An 18452-nucleotide genomic window follows, 5' to 3' on the forward strand; every position below is an offset into this window, starting at 1 on the left:
TCCCCCGATTGATGCGAAACCGGAATGAGTCTTCTCAAACAGAATAGAGCGCGCCCCGGCGGAAAGGCTGGCGCGCTTCCTTCTCCTCTTCCCGCGCGATATGGGCGGCGAGCGCGTCGATAAAGCGCTGCGCGAAGGCCGGCGGCGGCAATTGCGTGTTCCACATGGCCGAAATGTCGAAGCGCACCGGCTCGCCCTTCAGCATGATCGGCCGCCGCATCAGCGAGGCCGACGTGATGCGGGCCGAGGACGGCACGATGGCGACGCCATTGCCGCCTTCGGCCAGCGAAAACAGCGTATGCGGCGAATAGCTTTCGACGATGATCTCGGGCCGGGCCCCATAGACGCGCATGACCGCGTCGAACACTTCGCGGGAAGCGTGCTTGCGGTTGAGCATCAGCAGCGGTTTGTCGAACAGATCCGACGCTTCGATCGGCTGGCCCGGGCGATCGAGAAAGCCGGGGGCGGCGACGGCGAGATAGCCGAGGCTGCCGATGCGGCGGAGACCGAAGGTTTCGATGGGTTGGGCAGGCGCTGCGCTGACGGTGCAATGGACATGTCCACCCTTGAGCTTTTCGATCAGTTCCGCGCCGCCGGCATCCTCGATGCGCAGATCCACGCCGGGATTGTGATCGCGCCAGCCGCGCAGGAAATCGGGGAAATAGCGCTCGATCAGCTGCGAGCAGGCGCCGAGGCGCAGCACGCCGCTGTCGCCCTGAGATAGACCGTCGGCCTGTAGCCGCAAGTCCCGCTCGGCGGCGAGCAAAGCCTGGGCCTTGGCCATCAGGAGCTCGCCTTCCCCTGTGAGACGGATATTGCGGCCGGATTTTTCGAACAGCTTGACGCCGAGATGCGCCTCGAGCCCGGTGATCTGCCGCGACAGCGCCGACTGCGTCATGTTGAGCCGGTGGGCCGCCGCCGTCATATTCATCAGCTCGGCCGTGGTCACGAAACTCGAATAGACCCTGATATCCATCACCGCTCCATCGGGGCTCTCATGCCTAAAAAGAAGCTAAGGCGCAAAATGAGGCAATGTCAACAATTCTTCAGGCTTGACGGATTTTTTTAGGTATGTAGTGATCTCTACATTCGTTAACGCGTGTGTGCGGGATGGAACAGACAATCAGAGACATGCTGCTGGCCGCCACGCCGGCGCTGACGCCAGCGGAAGGCCGGATTACCCAGGCGCTGCTGATGGAGTATCCGTCGGCGGGGCTGGGCTCGGCGTCGGCGCTCGCCCGGCGCGCCGGGGTGTCGGACCCGACCGTGCTCAGGCTGGTGGGTAAGCTCGGCTTTCAGGGGTTTGGGGACTTTCAGGCCCGGCTTCTGGCCGAGGTGGAGGCGCGTCTGCATTCGCCGCTGATGATGATGGAGGCGAAAAAGCCGGTCGGCGCGGGCGCGTCGGCCTCCGCGCAATATCTTTCCTCGGTCGCTGCATCGGTCGAGTACTTGGCGTCATCGGGCCAGGAGGCGCTGATCGAACGGGCGGCGCGGCTGATCATCGCCGCCAGGGGAAAGGTGTATCTGCTCGGCGGCCGCTTCTCCCGGCATCTGGCCGGCATGCTCTCCGGCTATCTCGCGCAGTTTCGCGACGGCGTGGTGGATCTCGGCGAAGTCGGCTCCCGCACTGTCGACCAGCTGGTCGACATGTCCAGGGCGGATGTGCTGATCCTGTTCGATTATCGCCGCTACCAGAACGACACGATGCGCTATGGCGAGCAGGCGGCGGCGCGCGGCGCGCATCTCATCCTGTTCACCGATCCCTGGATGTCGCCGCTTTCGACCCATGCCGAAGTGACGCTGACCTGTCCGGTGGAAGCGCAATCGCCCTTCGACACGATGGCGCCGGCGCTGGCCCAGATCGAGGCGCTGACGGCGCATCTTCTCGCCGCCGCACGACCCGAAGCGCGCGCGCGCATCGAAGCGCTGGAGGCGATCCGCGCCGCAAACGCCGTGACCATGGATGCAGAGCCCGCCTTGCGCGGCGGACCCGGCCCCAAACCCAGCAAGGACGATTGAGATGATCGAGACCACACGCCGCGACGAGCCGTTCAGAAAGGGCCAGACCGCGCTGCTTCTGGTGGATATGCAGCGCATCTGGCTGGAGCCCGGGCTCGATCCGCATCACCCCGAACGCGGACCGGACCATTATTTCTACAAAAGCGCGCGCGAACAGGCGATCCCCAATTGCGAGCGGTTGCTCACGGCGGCCCGCGCCCATGGCGTCGAGCCCTTGCACACGATCATCCAGTCGCTGACCCGCGATGGCCGCGACCGTTCGCTCGATCACAAGCTGACGCCGATCCATGTGCCTCCGGACCTGCCGGAAGGCTTGCCGCCAGCCAATCTCGCGCCTGAGGGTGACGAGATCCTGATCCCCAAGACCTCGTCGGGCGTGTTCAACTCCACCAATATCGATTATCTGCTGCGCAATCTCGGCATCCGCTATCTGATCGTCGCCGGCGTTCTGACCGATCAATGCGTCGACATGACCGTGCGCGACGCCGCCGATCGCGGCTTCCTCGTCACCTGCGTCACCGACGCCTGCGCCACGATCACGCCGGAGCGGCAGGCCAATGCGCTCGCCGCTTTCGGCGGCTATTGCCATCTCGCCGACACCGAGACCGTGGTCGCCAAGATCGCGGCGATGGAGGGCTGAACATGACCGCCAAGCTTCCCCCTCTCGCCGTCATCGCCACCACCGACATCTCCGGCGTCACCCGCGGACGGCCGGTGCGGCTCGACCGGCTGGAGGATTACGCCGCGGCCGGCGTGGGCTGGGTGCCGGCCAACATTTCGCTCACCGCCTTCAACGCCATCGCCGATCCCAATCCCTGGGGCTCCCAGGGCGACCTGCGGCTGCTGCCCGATCTCGGCGCGGTGTTCACCACCTCGGGGACGGGGGCTGCGACGCCGTTCACGCTGGTCGCAGGCGATATCGTCGAGCTCGATGGCGGGCCCTGGAACTGCTGCTCGCGCACGATCCTCAAACAAGCGATCGCCGATCTCGAAGCCGAGACGGGGCTGAGGTTGCTCGCCACTTTCGAACTCGAATTCCAGATTTTTGGGGCCGATCTGCCTGTGGCGCACGCCTTCTCAGTAGGCGCGCTCCGGCGCGCCGATCCCTTCGCCTCGGAAGTGCTGGCGGCGCTGGAAGAGGCGGGCGTGGAGCCGGAAATGTTTCTTGCCGAATATGGCGAGGACCAGTTCGAAATCACGCTCGCGCCCGCCGACGCGCTGGCGGCGGCCGACCGGGCGGTGGCGGTGCGCGAGATCATCCGCGAGATCGCCCGCAACAAGGGCTGGCGCGCCAGCTTCTCGCCCAAGACCAGCCTCGACGGCGTCGGCAACGGCGTGCATATCCATTTTCGCTGCGCGACGGGCAAGACCAGCCGGCGGGCTATGATCCGGCGCAGCCCGGTTGCCTGTCGGCCGCAGCGGGCTCGTTTTGCGCCGGCATTCTCGCGCATCTGCCGGCCCTGACGGCGATCACGGCGCCGAGCATTCCCTCTTACTACCGGCTGCAGCCGCATTACTGGAGCGCGGCCTGGACCTGGCTCGGCGAGCGCGACCGTGAGGCCTCGCTGCGCATCTGCCCGATCGCCGGCCTCAGCGGCAAGGATCCGGCCCGCCAGCACAATATCGAGTACCGCGCCGCCGACTCGACCGCCAATCCCTATCTCTCGCTCGCTGCGCTGATCCGGGCCGGGCTCGAAGGCCTGAGGCGAAAATCGCCCGCCCCGCCGATCTTCTCCGGCGATCCGGCTCTTCTGACCGAAGCGGAGAGGGCGGAGCTCGGGCTCAAGCGGTTGCCGGAGACGCTGGAGCAGGCGCTCGTCGCCTTCGAGACCGACGACAGGGTGTGCGGCTGGTTCGACGCCGCCTTCGTCGAGACTTATCTCGGCGTGCGCCGGCAGGAAATGAAGATCCTGGCCGGCGACGAACCGCACGAGATCTGCGCCCGCTACCGGGACCTGTTCTGATGCCCGCCGAGACGAGCGCCGACTGGCCGGAGGCGGTGGAAATCCTCAATCCCCGGGGGCGCTCGCCGTTCGTGCTCACCTGCGAACACGCCTCGCGGCACATCCCCGCCCGATACCGAGGCCTCGGCTTGCCCGAGGCGGAGATCGCGCGGCATATCGGCTGGGACATCAGCGCCGCCGAGGTGACGCGGCGGCTGAGCGCCCGCCTCGACGCGCCGGCTTTTTTGAGCAATTATTCCCGGCTGCTGATCGACCTCAACCGGCCGCTCGACGCCGACAGCAGCATCCCCATCCTGTCGGAAAACACCCCGATACCCGGCAATCGCGATCTCGATCCCAAAGAGCGGGCGCTGAGGGCAGAGCGCATGTTCCATCCCTTTCACGCCGTCGTGACAGCCCATCTCGACGAACGCCGGAGGCTCGAACGCCCGGCGAGGATCCTGGCGATCCATTCCTTCACGCCGGTGTTCAAGGGCGTTAAAGGCCGTGGCACGCCGGCGTGCTGTTTTCCCACTCGCGCCACTGGGGGGCGAACTGGTGGAAAAGCTCGGCCGCGACGGTCTGACGGTCGCCGCCAACCAACCCTATGTGATCGACCGCGCCGAGGACTACACCATCCCGATCCACGGCGAAGACCGAGGCTTGCCCGCGCTGCTGATCGAAATCCGCCAGGATTTGATTGCGGATGAGGCGGGCGCGGAGGCCTGGGCGGCGAGGCTGGCGGGGGTGGTGGGGTGAGAGGGAGTAACATGGATTGCATCAAGACGAAATCCAGACTTGCCGGCTTTACGTTCTTCCGTCTATAACGCAGTTATTGGGGCGTTTGACTGGAGATATATAAGCATGGCTGGCGTAAGAAAGCTGATTTTTATCCTGACTATACAGGAACGAATCCCTACCAGTCTTCGCTTTACTCAAATTTTGTCGCTTTCGAGGTTTCTAGCGGCGGAATAGATGGTGCAATACAGGCCGTTTTAGATGACGATAGCGTAGTCTTTCACTTGCATTGGCCAGAACCAATATTTTCTGGCGCTAAGTCTACAGATGCAATGTACAGAGCCGGCGAGATATTTTTAGAAAAGGTTTCAAATTTCCGCGGTTATGGTGGGAAATTTGCCTTCACCGTTCATAATGTGCTTCCTCATGACACGGAAAGAAGGGATGTCTGGGTTTGGTTCTTCAAATCCATTATGAAAGTATGTGATTTTATTCACACGCATAACAGTAGCGCCATCCACGAAATGCAGAAGGAATATGAGGTTCCTGAAGCCAAGTGCCACGTTTTTCCGCATGGGAATTATGTCGGCTCGTACCCGATGCGGCAGTCTACAGAAGAAGCAAGGGAACACTTGCTTATACCTGAGCAAAATACCGTGTTCGGTTTCGTTGGTCAGCTGCGCGCGTACAAAGGTCTGGAAAAACTAATTTCCAGCTTTGATAAAATTCAATCCCAATACGAAGCCATTGATCTACTAATTGCCGGCAAGGCGGTTTATCCTACACCTGCCGGTTATTGGGAAAGAATGGCGATATTCAAAAAAATCAATCACTGTTCACGAAGGTTTTGTTCCGGATGAGTTGTTGCAGACTTATTTTTCTGCTTCAGACGTAATTGTTTTGCCTTACGAGAACATATTGACCTCTGGATCAGTCATGTTGTCTGCAACATTCGGCAAACCAGTCATTGCCCCAGCGCTGCCCACGCTTGCAGAGATTCACCAGGCCGGATTTACAATATCCTATGATCCGCAAGATCCGGATGGCTTGACGCTGGCGCTTGAGCAGTTTCTGTCGACCTCGGATGAGGTTCGCGTCGAGATGCGCCGCGCAGCGTTGGATTTTGCGGAGCGCTTCGCGTGGCCGGACATAAGTGATGCTCTGGAGACAGCCATGTTGGAGCTGGAGAAATCCGGCGACTTTCTGGAGCTGGAATCGGGCAAGAGTCTTGAGGTGTACGATACTCTAAGCGATCAGACAGAAGGTCAAATAGCGGTTGCCATTGTTAGTTATTATAGCCTTCATGACGTGGATGCGCTCTTGGAAACCATTCCCCGTCAGATAGACTCGCGGGATGTGCACATATACATCCTCTGCAATGGCAGGTCTGAACGCGAGATGATGCATTACCGCGACCTGGACAGGAAAGTCGTCGTTCTCGTTCCAGAGGAAAATCTTGGTTATGCGGCCGGAAACAATGCCATTCTGGAACTGGCTCTGAAAAAGCGCTACGCCTACATATCCATATTGAACCCTGACATGAATCTGCGAAAAGGCTGCCTGGAGCGCCTATACAGCGCTGCGATACAATATCCCGGGGACATGCTTTCACCTGCCATTCTAACTGCCGATGGGAAGATATCTTTTGCGGGTGGATGGGTTATGAAAGATCGGACCCTCAGGCAGAAGCATCACCTTGACGGTCAAAGCGTCGCAAAGCTGCCGGCGCGAGACTACAAGGTCGATGTCCTCAATGGCTGCGCGTTATTTGCCTCGGCAGACGCCTTTAAAAAGTCGGTTACATACCGGAGGACTATTTTCTGTACTACGAAGAAACCGACTGGTTTCTCCGTATGGAACAGCATGGTGTTGCTCGCCGCATCATACCGGATGCTATCGCAACGCATCACAAGGCGTCGCATGGTCGGTTGGTTCCTACTTTGTATTATCTTTATTATTTTGTTCGAAATAGCTTTGTCTTCAATAAAAATGTACTGGGTTCGAGTGATTACGTATCTCACGATGTTATTCGAAAGTTCAGAGACGGTTGGAGCGAGCGCATCAGCAAGAATGCGCCGACTTTCCAACCCATTTTTCAGCGGGCGCTGACGGCTGCGGAAGACGATGGCGAAAATCACCGGCTTGGCGCGGTGAATGTCGGAGACCGTCTAGACGCGGTAGAGCTCGATGGCCTCGGTGACTACGCCGTTGAGGGCTATGTCGAAACGGTTGACGGGAAAATCTCTGGCTGGGTTTCGTTCCAGAAGGGAGATGACAGCAAATGGCAGGGCGGGACCGATGTCTGGCTCATCGTGGATGATGTCCCTGTCGAACGCGCCGCAGCCAATTTAGATCGGCCTGACGTGGCGGCTGCGGGATATGCCTCCAATTGCGGTTTTGTCGTCCAAATTCCTTTGGACTTGATTGATGGCGCTGTGCACAAGATCGAACTTCGCAGTGGCATCGACGGCAAGCGTCTTCCGTTTCTTGAAGGAGATTGCTTGGAATTGAAGCATCGCCTGACGCATCCGGCTCCAATCAGCGCGCTTTTGCCCATTCAAGCGCGAGTCGACGCGATTGAAAATGGCATGATTACAGGTTGGGTCTATGATCCCTCCGCCGTGAACCGTTCGGTGCATTTCAACTTGTCTATCAATGAACGACAAATATGCGGTTTGACGACCGGGCTCTATCGAGAAGACCTGGAGAAAGCCGGTATGGGGAACGGGCGGCATGGTTTCAGACTTGCGCTTCCATATGACCATATCGCTTCAGAGAGCGTAAATGTCAGACTCTATCTCGATGGCGAAACGACGCATTTCTATGAGCGTAAAGTTTCGCCGAAGATCGGGGAGCCAACCTTTCACCGGCGATGACGCCAGAAAAATTCTTGGAGTGGGCGTTCATAAATTACGAAACCCCTCTTGGATTTTATCAGAACAACCACGCGCTTCAGCGCTTTTTTGAATTCAACAAACTCCATTATGGCCATGCGGGGCGGAGCGCTCCACAAGATCAATTGATATCGGTCATTATGCCAGTCTACAATCGCAGCGGAGTTGTTGCTGACGCGATCCAATCCGTGCGGGACCAATATTATCAAAACTGGGAATTGCTGATCGTCGACGATGGAAGTACGGACGATACCTACAGTCATCTGGAGCAGGTGCTCGGTGAACTGGGAGACGAGCGAATAAAGCTCATGAGGCTGGCTGTAAACCAAGGGGTTTCCGCAGCAAGGAACGTCGGGCTCCAAGCGTGTAAGGGGAGCATCATCTCCTACCTGGATTCCGACAACCAATGGTATCCCGAATTTCTTTCGATCGTCGTCGGCGCGCTGGATAAATCAAAAGGATTTTCAAGCTGCTATATGGGCCAGGAAATATGGGAGTATTTACCCTCGGTGAAGCGCTCCGAACTCCGGAGCATTCGGGCATGCCCGTTCAACCGGTCCAAACTCGAACAGAGAAACTATATAGACCTCAATGTTTTCGCGCATCGTCGGGACATCTATGAAAAGATCGGCGGGTTCCGCGAAGATATGAGGCGGCTTGTGGATTGGGAGTTCATCCTCCGCGCAACCGAACAACAACCCTCATTGTTTGTTCCCGTGCTGATGAATAAGTATTTCGTCGGGCTGGTCGACAATCAGATCACGAAAGTCGAAGTTTACGACGCCAACCTTCAAAAAATTCGGGCTTTGAGGCACTACTGATATGAACACGTCAATTGTTGGAAATGGTATCGATGTCGTCGTGAGGGCGAACGATGGCGCTATGGTTAGGAACTGGATGTCCTACAACAGTGAATGGCTCGGCGCTTTTGAGGCAAAAATTTGGTGGTGTTCACATGAAGCGTCAGGCCTGACTGTGAGGACTTTTAATGACGGCGTCAGCGAGGAAGGTCGTCAGTTCGGGGACACTGGCCCAGAAATCTCATCGCGACCGTTGTTGTTTGTCGCGCCCGATTGGATGCTGAGGCCCGATTGGCTGACGCATATTGCTCGCGCACATACACTTCGTCCGTTCTGGTCCGCAACGGGCAGGTTGGTTGTTCAAGCAGCCGACGGTCGAGCCGGACTTGGCGATACTACGCCGACGCAGATTGGCCACCATGTAAGATCGTGGTCGTTCGCACCGAGTATGCATGGAATATGTGCAGATGAACTCCCCACAGACGTCCTCTGGGTCAGCCCCGAAGCCAAGTCTATGTTCTTGGCGGCCATCAGATTCGAGACAGACTACGACGAAGCTGCGTCGCGTTTTTTTAATTCGGCCGCACAGCACGCCGCTCATGGTACGCATGTTTATTTGCCAGATGCAGTAGCTGTAAGGGTTTCTGCTAACCGGTAAGAATTCGTGCGGATTTCCTACTTTAAAAAAGCGCATAAAAGAGCGTTTTAACAGTGTTAAAATACTAGGAGCCATCATCGTGGCCCATCACGCCGCTGATGGCTAACTCAAAGGGTGGTTTAAATATATTACTGTGCAAACCAAGTTCAAAACTCTCCCATGGTTTAATTACTGACAAAGATTTTGTAAGAAATCCATCTGGAACAGGGACAAACTGGACTTTTCCCATGTTTGGCTGATCGATATACTGACAAATTATATCACGTGACTGCCTGACTCCGTTCAATCTCACAATGGCGCTTGTTCTCGACGACAGCATCCTGAAGCCAAAGATTCTAGTGGGCCTTGGCAATTTGTAATCCATTCCAATCGGAATTACTGTAAATTCCTCGGATATCAAACTATTTTCAAAGCTGATTCTTTCGTATTTCTCTTCCAAGAATTTGTAGTAAATATAATTTGAGCAAATGTCGTCTCTATTCAAATAATCCCATTCACAGGATAGTTTTCCTAAATTTGAGCCCAACGCAAACGCAAGGGCCGTTTCTATATGGTATGGGTCCCTGTAAGCGCTTGACTGTCGTATGTTCATAGACTTGAGCATATCCGATGAATCTATGTAGAGAGCGCCTAAAAAGGATGATATTTTCCTTTGCATTTTTGACACAAACGACTCTTCAGATACATACTTTAGGGGCGGGATTCTAAATACTACTAGGGGAGCCTTCGTGGACAAGCCTTGCAAGAAGTCAAAGTACAGTTTGTGGAATGACCACATATCACCTACAGAATGCGGGTAACTTTCGTCATTCGGGGACGTTTCAACAAAAATCCTTTTGTACTTTTTCTCGCCTATCAAATTGGGTACATCAAGAAATTGAGAAAAAGGAGCGCCTCCCAAGACTATTTTATCAATTTCGCAACTAGTCTGGCTAGCAAGCCCGTCAGACCAGCCCCCATTTACAATAGAATTGGAAGTTCCGATAATAAGCAATTTTTCTGCCATTTCTCTCATACTACGCTCTTTACAATTCCCACAGTTAAACGATTAGATTAATTATGTCTTTTTTAACGGTTTGATCGGCATTTGGAAGGCTTTCAATTTCATTTCTGACATGTGCATCAAATTCGTCGCGGTCAAATTTTGGAACGTCAAGTCCGAGATTCTCAACCAAATCGCAATAAATGCTCTCTGGATCAGCAGTCCAGACAAGGGAAGACGGCCCCTTCCAATCACCAATCGGTCCGACCCTCGTAAATGACTTAAGACGTCCAGCAATGCTGAATTTGGATTTCCTATTAAGATGTGGCTCATAGAATATTGGATCTGGCCTCCGCGGTATCATTTGAACCCTGGCATTTAGATTTGGCAACAACTCTGAACAATAAATAGCTGATCCTTCCGAGAAAATCACGTTATCCGCGTTAAAAAGTGCGTATATCTGGTCCCTTAATGCATACCTTTCAGGTATGAAGTATATAAACCCATGTTCTTCTAGAAATTTTTGAAAGTATGTTTCGCCCAGCAAATACCCTTTTCGGGAAATGTGCCTTCTTCCCAAAAATAAATTTTTCCCGTATATTTCTTTATTATATCCATCCAATATTTTAAATTTATTTTTATCTAAATAATCCTTGTACCAATCGTGATGTCCATTAGTTAGATATGAGCCAGGTTCTGGTATATCAATTTTTTCTACAATCGTTTTAGAGTTGATAATTTTTATTTTGTCAATTTCAACGTTGAATAAAGATAAAACGTATGCGAGATATTCTGGTATATGCACGTTAAGTAGCATAGATTCTTTGTTTTCGAAGTACATGGACAGGAAAATGACCCCGTCGTGCTTTGAGGGGTCATATGCCCAAAGGCGATGAATTGATTCAGTTAAAATATGGCCAAAGTGATTGTAAAACATGCCTGCAAACAAATATCTTCCGCTCAAATAAGCTGGAGCAATATCAAGGTTCTCGGCTACACCGGGTACATCAATCGGAACCCCGTTATTTCTCCGAATTCTCCCTGTAGTAAAACTTTCATTAGGAAAGCCCCCATAAAACCTATCGCCTCGCAACAGGTACGGCGTTAGGAGTACTTGATCGCGGATATCAACATTCTTGAGCATACAGTGTGTTCCCCCATGCGATGCATTTTTGAATATTATGCATGATTCTCATGAAATCAAAAATACCGGCGCGGCCGTATCTCGACGTAGTAAAAAAGTGTTAAATCAGCTCGGGAGAATATCTGTGTAATCAATATTATTAATAAAACTAAAAAAATAGCAGATATGTGTTTCATCGTTTTAATTTATATGAGCGACGCAATATTTTGATTCACAATATAAATAATTCTTTATCCATTTTAATTAAACATAAATCTGTATAAATATACAAATCTCATAAGATGAGAAGTCATAATAAATATCAAAATATCCGGCCGTGATCAAAATTACCAAACATTTCAATGTTAAAAATATATATATAAATAATTTATTTATTTAAGATTTCAAATTTCGTTTGGGAGCGGGTGGTTTTTATTTTTCCAAACGTTCTCTGGGAATGTCGTTGGCTTTGCCAGCTTGAGGCCTTGCGAAGTGGAGCGGGTTTTGTTCCCAAGCTGTCATTCTTTCGTGGCTCACTCCGTTCCCTCCCCTTTTTCTCAATTTGTAGTTTGACTAAACGTGGTTTTGAATTGTACATTTTAAATAACGTATTTGAAGAGGAGGTGCGGATATGAAGTTTTCCGATATAGCGAGTCGCGTTAACGGCATACCTCACACAACGGTTGAGAAGGGACGATTGATCTATGAAACAATCCTTGAGAATAGACTTAAAAACACATTAGAATTAGGTTTCGCGTGTGGTGTGGGGTCCTGCTACATAGCGGGAGCGCTTGATGAATTAGGTGAGGGGAGCTTAGTTTCGGTGGATATGCCAAACGCGAGGGACCGGGTGCCAACTGGACCCGAATTATCGCGTAGTATTGGCCTGGATGCATACATTCAGTTCGTATTTCACGAACTTGGGTATAACTGGTTTTTGATGGACGCAGTTGCAGAAAATAAGAGTTTCGATTTTTGCTTTTTGGATGGAGCTCACACCTGGGATGTAGATGCTTTGGCATTTTATCTTACAGATTTGGTATTGATCCCTGGCGGTGTTATTATATTTGATGATTTAGACTGGTGCTACGCGAAGTCTCCAACCTGGGGTAAGGTAGATGCTCCGGAGTTGCTGCGGCAAACGGCTGGCGTCCGTAAGGTAGTTGAACTTTGGTGAAGCGTAATAAGAATTATGTGTGGATGGGCGAAAAGTATGGCATGGGTTTTGCGAGAAAAATAAAATAGTCGAGATGAAACCGTGATTTTTGGTTTTAGATTTGCGGAATTCTGAGACTTTTTGTTGCAATTATGCGATATATTTTGTTGGAGATTGCTTCGAATTTTTTATTAAAAATATTTATTTTATTACATTTGATTGTTTCATCTGGTGGATGGTGTTTCTAATGCATTGTATAATGCGTTTATTTTTCTTTGTCTTATATTTTGCGGCCTGGCCAGCCCATTCCGAGGGCGTCTCGGCAAAAGAACAAATCCGCGTCTACGCCGTCTCCGGCCGCACCGGCCCCGAACTCTATGCCTCGATCGGGGAAAACGGTCCCAGGCTCGGGGCGGGGCGGGTGATTGCGCATACCGGCTTCAAGCTCACCTGGCGGCGGGATTATCGGCGGCGCGGCGATGATTGCGTGCTGGCGGCGGCGAAACCCAATCTCGTCATCACCTACACGCTGCCCGAGGCGAAGGGGCCCCTGGCGTCGCCCACGGCCGAGAACTGGGCGCGGTTCCGGGCCGGCGTCGAAGCGCATGAGCGCGTGCATGGCCAGATCATCAAGGAGATGGTCGAGGAGATCCTGGCGGTGTCCGTCGGGTTGGAGGAGAAGAATGATCCCTCCTGCAAGAAGATCCGCGCGACGCTCACCGAGCGGTTGCGGGACATTTCCCAGCGCGAACGGGCCCGGCAGCGCGACTATGATCGCGCCGAATTCAGCGATAACGGCGCCGTCCACCAGCTGATCTTGATGCTGGTCAACGGCGGCTGAGCAAAAGGCGCTATCCTTCGGGCAATGACGCTATTTCGCCGGGTCGTCATCCGGGCGTTGACATCTTGTGAGTAGTATCTACATAATAACGTAAATACGAAAATATAGGAGTTTCTCATGTCGATCGATCGCGCCGTTCTGCTCTTCGCAGGCTTCATGGTTCTGGCGTCGCTGGCGCTGACCTATTTCGTGCATCCCGGCTTCGTCTGGCTCACGGTCTTCGTCGGGGCCAACCTGATCCAATCCGCAGTCACCGGCTTCTGCCCGGCGGCGATGGCGCTGCGCAAGCTGGGCCTGCGCCCCGGCGCCGCATTCTGAGGCGCGCGATGACCGTCCGGATCGCCACTGCCTGCCTCGCCGCGCTGGTCCTGTCGCTCCCGCCGCTTTCGGCTCTGGCCGGCGACCATGTCGTCAGGGTCGAAACGGTCGTCGAGATGAAGGCCGTCTATGGCCAGGTGCAGGCGCGGAACACCGTATTGGCCCGAGCGCGGCTCGGCGGTGTCTTGTCTTCGCTGGAGGTCACCGAAGGCGACGAGGTCGAGGCCGGCCAGTCGATCGCGCGGATCCGCGACGACAAGATCGATTTTCAGATCGAGGCGGTCGACGCTCAGCTGCTCGGCCTCCAGGCGTCGCTCGACAATGCGCGCGCCGAACTCGGTCGCGCCGAGAAACTGATCAAGAGCGGGGCGACGACCGCCCAGCGCGTCGATCAATTGCGCACCCAGGTCGACGTGGCGATCAACCAGATCGGCGCGGCCCAGGCGCAGCGCTCGGTGCTGGTCGAGCAGCAGCGCGAAGGCGTGGTGCTGGCGCCGGCGAGCGGCAAGGTGGTGAGCGTCCCCGTCACCCGAGACGCGGTCTTGATGGCGGGCGAAAGCGTCGCTGCGATCGCCGCCGGCGGCTTCTTCCTGAGGCTCGCCATTCCCGAGCGGCATGCGCAGTTCCTCAGGCAGGGCGCCGATATCCGCATCGAGACGGCCGGCAAGGCTTTGAGCGGCAAGCTCGCCAAGATCTATCCGGAAATCTCCGGCGGCCGGGTGACGGCCGATGTCGAGGTCGAGGGGCTGGACACCGATTTCGTCGGCGCCCGCGTGCTGGTGGACCTGCCGGTCGGCGAACGCGAGGCTTTGTTTGCGCCGGCCGAAGCGCTGACGCTCCGCGCCGGCGTCGATTTTGCCGCCGTGCGCGAGGGCGATCAAGTGGTCGAGCGGGCGGTGGTCCGCGGCGCGACCATCACGCGCAACGGCGCCGCCATGACCGAAATCCTGACCGGCCTCGTCGAGGGTGATATCGTGGTGACGCCGTGAGCGCGAACGAGACGAATATGCCCATATCCGGAGCCGAAGACGCCGACCGTCCGCAAGGCCGGCTGGGCATCGCCGGCCAGTTGACGGCCGGTTTCATCCGATCGCCGCTGACGCCGCTTTTCCTGATCGCCGCCTTCGCCTTCGGGCTGGTGGCGCTGTTGACGCTGCCGCGCGAGGAAGAGCCGCAGATCTCCGTGCCGATGGTCGACATTATCGTCGACGCGCCGGGGCTGAAGGCCGACGACGCCGAAAAGCTGGTGACCGAGCCGCTGGAGACCATCGTCAAGAGCATCAACGGCGTCGAGCATATCTATGCCCAGTCTATGGACAACCGGGTGATGGTGACGGCGCGGTTTCTGACCGGCACATCCTCCGACACTGCGGTGCTGCGCGTGCATGACAAGGTGCGCGCCAATCTCGACCGCATCCCGGTCGGCATTCCCGAACCCGCAATCATTGGACGCGGCATCGACGACGTGGCGATCGTGACGCTGACGCTGTCGCCTAAACCCGAAGCCGAAGGACGCGTCAGCGCCGCCGATCTCACCCGCATCATCCGGGAGGTCCGGACCGATGTCGCCAAGGTCGAGAATGTCAGCCTGACCTATCTTGTCGGCGAGGTCGACGAGATCATCCGCATTTCGCCGCAGCCGGAGAAGCTCGCGCTCTATGGCGTGACGCTGCAGCAACTGGCCGCCAAGGTCGAGGGCGCCAATCGCGCCGCGCCGGCCGGACAGGTCCGCGACAAGGGTCTTCAGATCGACGTGGTGGCGGGCGAAACGCTGTCGACGCCCGCCGAGATCGGCAATCTGCTGATCACCGCCCGCGACGGGCGGCCCGTTTATGTCCGCGATGTCGCGACGGTGGAATTCGCGCCTGAAGATACAGAGGCGCTGGTGTCGACGCTGAACAAGGGCAAGGACGGCGTCGAGCGGCAGCCGGCGACGACGCTCGCCGTCGCCAAGCGTCCCGGGGCCAATGCCGTGTTGGTGGCCGAAGCCGTGCTGGCGCGGGTCGAGGCGTTGAAGGGCAGGCTCATCCCCTCCGACATCCGCGTCGAGGTGACGCGCGACTACGGCGAGACGGCTAATGAGAAAGCCAATGAGCTGCTCTATCATCTCGGGCTGGCCACGCTGTCGATCATCGCGCTGGTCTGGCTGGCGATCGGGCGGCGCGAGGCCTTCGTTGTGGCGATCGTCATTCCCGTCACTATTCTGCTCACGCTGTTCGCCTCGCGGCTGATGGGCTACACGCTCAACCGCGTGTCGCTATTTGCGCTGATCTTTTCCATCGGCATTCTGGTCGACGACGCCATCGTGGTGATCGAGAATATCGCCCGCCACTGGGGCATGGGCGACGGTCGCAGCCGGCGCAGAAGCGCCATCGAGGCGGTGGCGGAAGTCGGCAATCCCACCATCGTCGCCACGCTCACCGTGGTGGCGGCGCTTTTGCCGATGCTGTTCGTGTCGGGCATGATGGGCCCCTATATGAGCCCGATCCCCGCCAATGCATCGGCGGCGATGATTTTTCTTTCTTCGTGGCGGTGATGGTGACGCCCTGGCTGATGCTGAAGGTGGCGGGCAAGGCGGCTGTCGTCCATGGTCGTCACGACGCAGCCGGTGGGAGGCTCGGCGCGGCCTATGCCGCCGTCGCCCGGCCCATCTTGGCGTCGAAGGCGCGGAGCTGGATCTTCCTGCTTGTCGTCGGCGCCTTGACGCTGGCGTCGCTCAGCCTGTTCTACACCAAGCATGTGACGGTCAAGCTCCTGCCTTTCGACAACAAGTCGGAGCTTTCGGTGACGCTCGACCTGCCGGAGGGCGCCTCGGTGGAAGCGACCGACCGGGTGGCGCAGGCGGTGGCCGTGATGGCGCTGGACATGCCGGAGGTGGTGTCGGCCCAGACCCATGCGGGCGCGGCGTCGCCGTTCAATTTCAACGGTCTGGTCAGGCATTCCTATCTGCGCTCGGCGTCCCATCAGGGCGATGTGGCGGTCAATCTCACGCCCAAAGGCGAGCGCGACCGTAGCAGCCATGAGATTGCGCTCGATCTGCGCAAGCGCATCGCCTCCATCCCGGTGCCCGAGGGGACGAGCCTGAAAGTGGTCGAGCCGCCGCCGGGCCCGCCTGTCATGGCGACGCTGCTCGCCGAGATCTATGGTCCCGACACCGAGACGCGGCGCCAGACCGCGGCCAAGGTGGAGGCGGCGTTCCGGTCCGTGCCCTTCATCGTCGATGTCGACAATTCCTATGGCCGGGCGGCGCCGCGCAAGCGGCTGACGGTCTCCACCGACGACGCGGAATTCTACGGCGTTGAGGAAAGCGACGTGTTCGACACGATCTCGATCCTCACCCGGGGCAAGACGATCGGGCTATTCGCATCGCGGCGGGGGCCGGATGCCGATCCCGATCCGGCTGGAGCGCGAAAAGGCCGATAAGGCGCTCGACGAACGCTTTCTGGTGACGCCGATGCCCGCCGATGTGTTGCCGGGTGGACGCGGCGTCGTCGAACTCGGCGATGTGGCGCGCATCAGCGAAGAGACGACGTCGCTGATGAAATTCCGCCATAACGGCGTCAGCGCCGACATGGTGACGGCGGAACTGGCTGGCGAATTCGAAGCGCCGCTCTACGGCATGCTGGCGGTGCAGGAGGCGATCGACAGGCAGGACTGGACCGGTCTCGAAAAGCCGGTGATCGCGCTGCATGGCCAGCCGAGCGACGAGAGCCGCCCGACGCTGCTCTGGGATGGCGAATGGGAGGTGACCTGGGTGACCTTCCGCGACATGGGCGCCGCCTTCCTGATCGCGCTGCTCGGCATCTATATCCTCGTCGTGGCGCAGTTCGGCTCGTTCAAGCTGCCGCTGGTGATCCTGACCCCGGTGCCGCTGACATTCATCGGCATTCTCGGCGGGCACTGGCTGTTCGGCGCCCCGTTCTCGGCGACGTCGATGATCGGCTTCATCGCGCTGGCCGGCATCATCGTGCGCAACTCGATCCTTCTGGTGGATTTCATCCGCCACGCCGATCACGAGGGCCGGTCGATAAGCGAGGTGCTGATCGAGGCGGGCGCGATCCGCTTCAAGCCGATCCTGCTGACGGCGCTGGCTGCGATCATCGGCGCGGCGGTGATCCTGACCGACCCGATCTTCCAGGGACTGGCGATTTCGCTGCTGTTCGGATTGATCTCGTCGACGCTGCTGACGGTGCTGGTGATCCCGGCGATCTACCGCGTGCTGAGAAGCTGACAGAGATGATGCGCGCCTTTGCGGCCCCGGGACAGTCTTCTCCGGGGTCGGCCGTCAGGATTTGACTTCCAGGTCATGGATCAGCCGATCGATATAGCCGTCGAAAATGGCGACGATGTCGGTCTGCCCGGGCGCGCGCAGCCAGAGGACCTGAAGACCGTCCATCATGCCGATGATTTCGGCGGCGATATCTTCGGGGAAAATATCGGCGCGCACCTCGCCGGCCTCGACGCCGCGGCGGATTCCGCCTGCGAGCCGTTCGCGCACCCCGGCCAGGCGTGTCGAAAACCAACCGACGGCGGGATGATCCTCGATCAAGCTTTCGGCGTTGAGAATTGAAAAAGCCCGGACGACGCCGGGGATCTCCGTGTTGGCGCGATTGACGCGGCAGAGGCCTTTCAGCGTCTCGCGCCAATTTCCGTCGAGCGAGCCGACCAGCGCCAGCGAATTGATGTCGCGGCGTTCCAGGATAGCGAGAAGCAGATCGACCTTGGTCGGGAAATGGTGCAGCAAGCCCGGTAGAGTGAGATTGACTTCCTCCGCCACCGAGGCGATCGACGCGCTGGAATAGCCGCCGCGCGCGAATATGCGCATGCCGGCGTCCAAAATCTCTTCACGCCTGTGCTCGCCCTTGGGCGACCGCCGCCGCCGCGGCCCGTCCGTGGACTTGGTCATTCCGGCCTTCTCCATGATTGCCCCTCCCCACTTTTTGCCGGTTTGACGCGCTTTCGCAAGCCCCGAGAAGCGCT

15 protein-coding genes and 3 pseudogenes are annotated in these 18452 nt (G+C 57.0%); 14 read left to right on the forward strand and 4 right to left on the reverse strand.

Annotation, left to right across the window (positions count from 1 at the left end):
- Window positions 1-34 precede the first annotated feature (34 nt).
- Window positions 35-976, reverse strand: a complete 942-nt coding sequence (locus H2O14_RS14560) for a LysR family transcriptional regulator (protein ID WP_182828218.1) — start codon at window positions 974-976, stop codon at window positions 35-37.
- A gap of 134 nt (window positions 977-1110) precedes the next feature.
- Between H2O14_RS14560 and H2O14_RS14565 the strand changes: the two genes are divergently transcribed.
- The 9 genes and pseudogenes from H2O14_RS14565 to H2O14_RS14600 all read left to right on the forward strand — a co-directional run bounded on the left by H2O14_RS14565 (window position 1111) and on the right by H2O14_RS14600 (window position 8415).
- Window positions 1111-2019 (forward strand): MurR/RpiR family transcriptional regulator, encoded by a 909-nt coding sequence (locus H2O14_RS14565; protein WP_182828219.1) that lies wholly within the window; start codon window positions 1111-1113, stop codon window positions 2017-2019.
- A 1-nt stretch (window position 2020) separates the two neighbouring features.
- Entirely contained in the window at window positions 2021-2659 is a 639-nt protein-coding gene (locus tag H2O14_RS14570; RefSeq protein ID WP_182828220.1) for a cysteine hydrolase family protein, read from the forward strand.
- A 2-nt stretch (window positions 2660-2661) separates the two neighbouring features.
- Window positions 2662-3983: pseudogene (locus H2O14_RS14575) on the forward strand (glutamine synthetase).
- Window positions 3983-4444, forward strand: a pseudogene (locus tag H2O14_RS28875) (N-formylglutamate amidohydrolase); the annotation flags it as partial. The pseudogenes H2O14_RS14575 and H2O14_RS28875, both read left to right, overlap by 1 nt.
- Window positions 4445-4520: 76 nt before the next feature.
- Complete coding sequence (locus tag H2O14_RS28880; protein WP_312858684.1) at window positions 4521-4721, forward strand: hypothetical protein; 201 nt, start codon at window positions 4521-4523, stop codon at window positions 4719-4721.
- A gap of 311 nt (window positions 4722-5032) precedes the next feature.
- Window positions 5033-5560, forward strand: coding sequence for a glycosyltransferase (locus H2O14_RS14585; RefSeq protein ID WP_210275454.1), 528 nt, complete (start codon window positions 5033-5035; stop codon window positions 5558-5560).
- Window positions 5561-5564: 4 nt separating this feature from the next.
- Complete coding sequence (locus H2O14_RS14590) at window positions 5565-6809, forward strand: glycosyltransferase (protein WP_182828222.1); 1245 nt, start codon at window positions 5565-5567, stop codon at window positions 6807-6809.
- 41 nt (window positions 6810-6850) lie between these two features.
- Complete coding sequence (locus tag H2O14_RS14595; protein ID WP_182828223.1) at window positions 6851-7576, forward strand: hypothetical protein; 726 nt, start codon at window positions 6851-6853, stop codon at window positions 7574-7576.
- Window positions 7577-7590: 14 nt separating this feature from the next.
- Entirely contained in the window at window positions 7591-8415 is an 825-nt protein-coding gene (locus H2O14_RS14600; protein ID WP_182828224.1) for a glycosyltransferase, read from the forward strand.
- A 701-nt stretch (window positions 8416-9116) separates the two neighbouring features.
- Here the strand turns inward: H2O14_RS14600 and H2O14_RS14605 are convergent.
- Window positions 9117-10067 (reverse strand): hypothetical protein, encoded by a 951-nt coding sequence (locus H2O14_RS14605; protein ID WP_182828225.1) that lies wholly within the window; start codon window positions 10065-10067, stop codon window positions 9117-9119.
- A gap of 25 nt (window positions 10068-10092) precedes the next feature.
- On the reverse strand, window positions 10093-11178 hold the full coding sequence (locus H2O14_RS14610; RefSeq protein ID WP_182828226.1) for a glycosyltransferase 61 family protein: 1086 nt from the start codon (window positions 11176-11178) through the stop codon (window positions 10093-10095).
- A 610-nt stretch (window positions 11179-11788) separates the two neighbouring features.
- On the opposite strand from H2O14_RS14610, the gene H2O14_RS14615 reads away from it, so the two are divergent.
- The 5 genes and pseudogenes from H2O14_RS14615 (at window position 11789) to H2O14_RS14635 (ending at window position 17703) form a co-directional block, all read left to right on the forward strand.
- A complete protein-coding gene (locus H2O14_RS14615; RefSeq protein WP_182828227.1) occupies window positions 11789-12334 on the forward strand; it encodes a class I SAM-dependent methyltransferase in 546 nt (181 codons plus the stop codon).
- A 238-nt stretch (window positions 12335-12572) separates the two neighbouring features.
- Complete coding sequence (locus tag H2O14_RS14620; RefSeq protein WP_246697397.1) at window positions 12573-13154, forward strand: DUF922 domain-containing Zn-dependent protease; 582 nt, start codon at window positions 12573-12575, stop codon at window positions 13152-13154.
- Between the two features lie 117 nt (window positions 13155-13271).
- Window positions 13272-13472 carry a DUF2892 domain-containing protein gene (locus H2O14_RS14625; protein WP_182828228.1) on the forward strand — a complete coding sequence of 67 codons (201 nt, stop codon included), beginning with the start codon at window positions 13272-13274 and terminating at the stop codon, window positions 13470-13472.
- A gap of 8 nt (window positions 13473-13480) precedes the next feature.
- Complete coding sequence (locus H2O14_RS14630; protein WP_182828229.1) at window positions 13481-14461, forward strand: efflux RND transporter periplasmic adaptor subunit; 981 nt, start codon at window positions 13481-13483, stop codon at window positions 14459-14461.
- Between the two features lie 17 nt (window positions 14462-14478).
- Window positions 14479-17703 (forward strand): annotated as a pseudogene (locus H2O14_RS14635) (efflux RND transporter permease subunit).
- Window positions 17704-17757: 54 nt separating this feature from the next.
- On the opposite strand, the gene H2O14_RS14640 reads toward H2O14_RS14635, so the two are convergent.
- Window positions 17758-18378 (reverse strand): TetR/AcrR family transcriptional regulator, encoded by a 621-nt coding sequence (locus tag H2O14_RS14640; protein ID WP_182828230.1) that lies wholly within the window; start codon window positions 18376-18378, stop codon window positions 17758-17760.
- Between the last annotated feature and the right edge of the window lie 74 nt (window positions 18379-18452).

It is taken from the genome of Rhizobium sp. G21 (assembly GCF_014158035.1).
In the GTDB taxonomy this organism is placed as follows: Bacteria; Pseudomonadota; Alphaproteobacteria; order Rhizobiales; family Rhizobiaceae; genus Rhizobium_E.

Bases quoted from the DNA above. Each gene is read 5' to 3' on its own strand.
- H2O14_RS14560 (WP_182828218.1), bottom strand. From the start codon at position 976: ATGGATATCAGGGTCTATTCGAGTTTCGTGACCACGGCCGAGCTGATG.
- H2O14_RS14565 (WP_182828219.1), top strand. From the start codon at position 1,111: ATGGAACAGACAATCAGAGACATGCTGCTGGCCGCCACGCCGGCGCTG.
- H2O14_RS14570 (WP_182828220.1), top strand. From the start codon at position 2,021: ATGATCGAGACCACACGCCGCGACGAGCCGTTCAGAAAGGGCCAGACC.
- H2O14_RS14585 (WP_210275454.1), top strand. From the start codon at position 5,033: ATGTACAGAGCCGGCGAGATATTTTTAGAAAAGGTTTCAAATTTCCGC.
- H2O14_RS14605 (WP_182828225.1), bottom strand. From the start codon at position 10,067: ATGAGAGAAATGGCAGAAAAATTGCTTATTATCGGAACTTCCAATTCT.
- H2O14_RS14610 (WP_182828226.1), bottom strand. From the start codon at position 11,178: ATGCTCAAGAATGTTGATATCCGCGATCAAGTACTCCTAACGCCGTAC.
- H2O14_RS14615 (WP_182828227.1), top strand. From the start codon at position 11,789: ATGAAGTTTTCCGATATAGCGAGTCGCGTTAACGGCATACCTCACACA.
- H2O14_RS14620 (WP_246697397.1), top strand. From the start codon at position 12,573: ATGCGTTTATTTTTCTTTGTCTTATATTTTGCGGCCTGGCCAGCCCAT.
- H2O14_RS14625 (WP_182828228.1), top strand. From the start codon at position 13,272: ATGTCGATCGATCGCGCCGTTCTGCTCTTCGCAGGCTTCATGGTTCTG.
- H2O14_RS14630 (WP_182828229.1), top strand. From the start codon at position 13,481: ATGACCGTCCGGATCGCCACTGCCTGCCTCGCCGCGCTGGTCCTGTCG.
- H2O14_RS14640 (WP_182828230.1), bottom strand. From the start codon at position 18,378: ATGACCAAGTCCACGGACGGGCCGCGGCGGCGGCGGTCGCCCAAGGGC.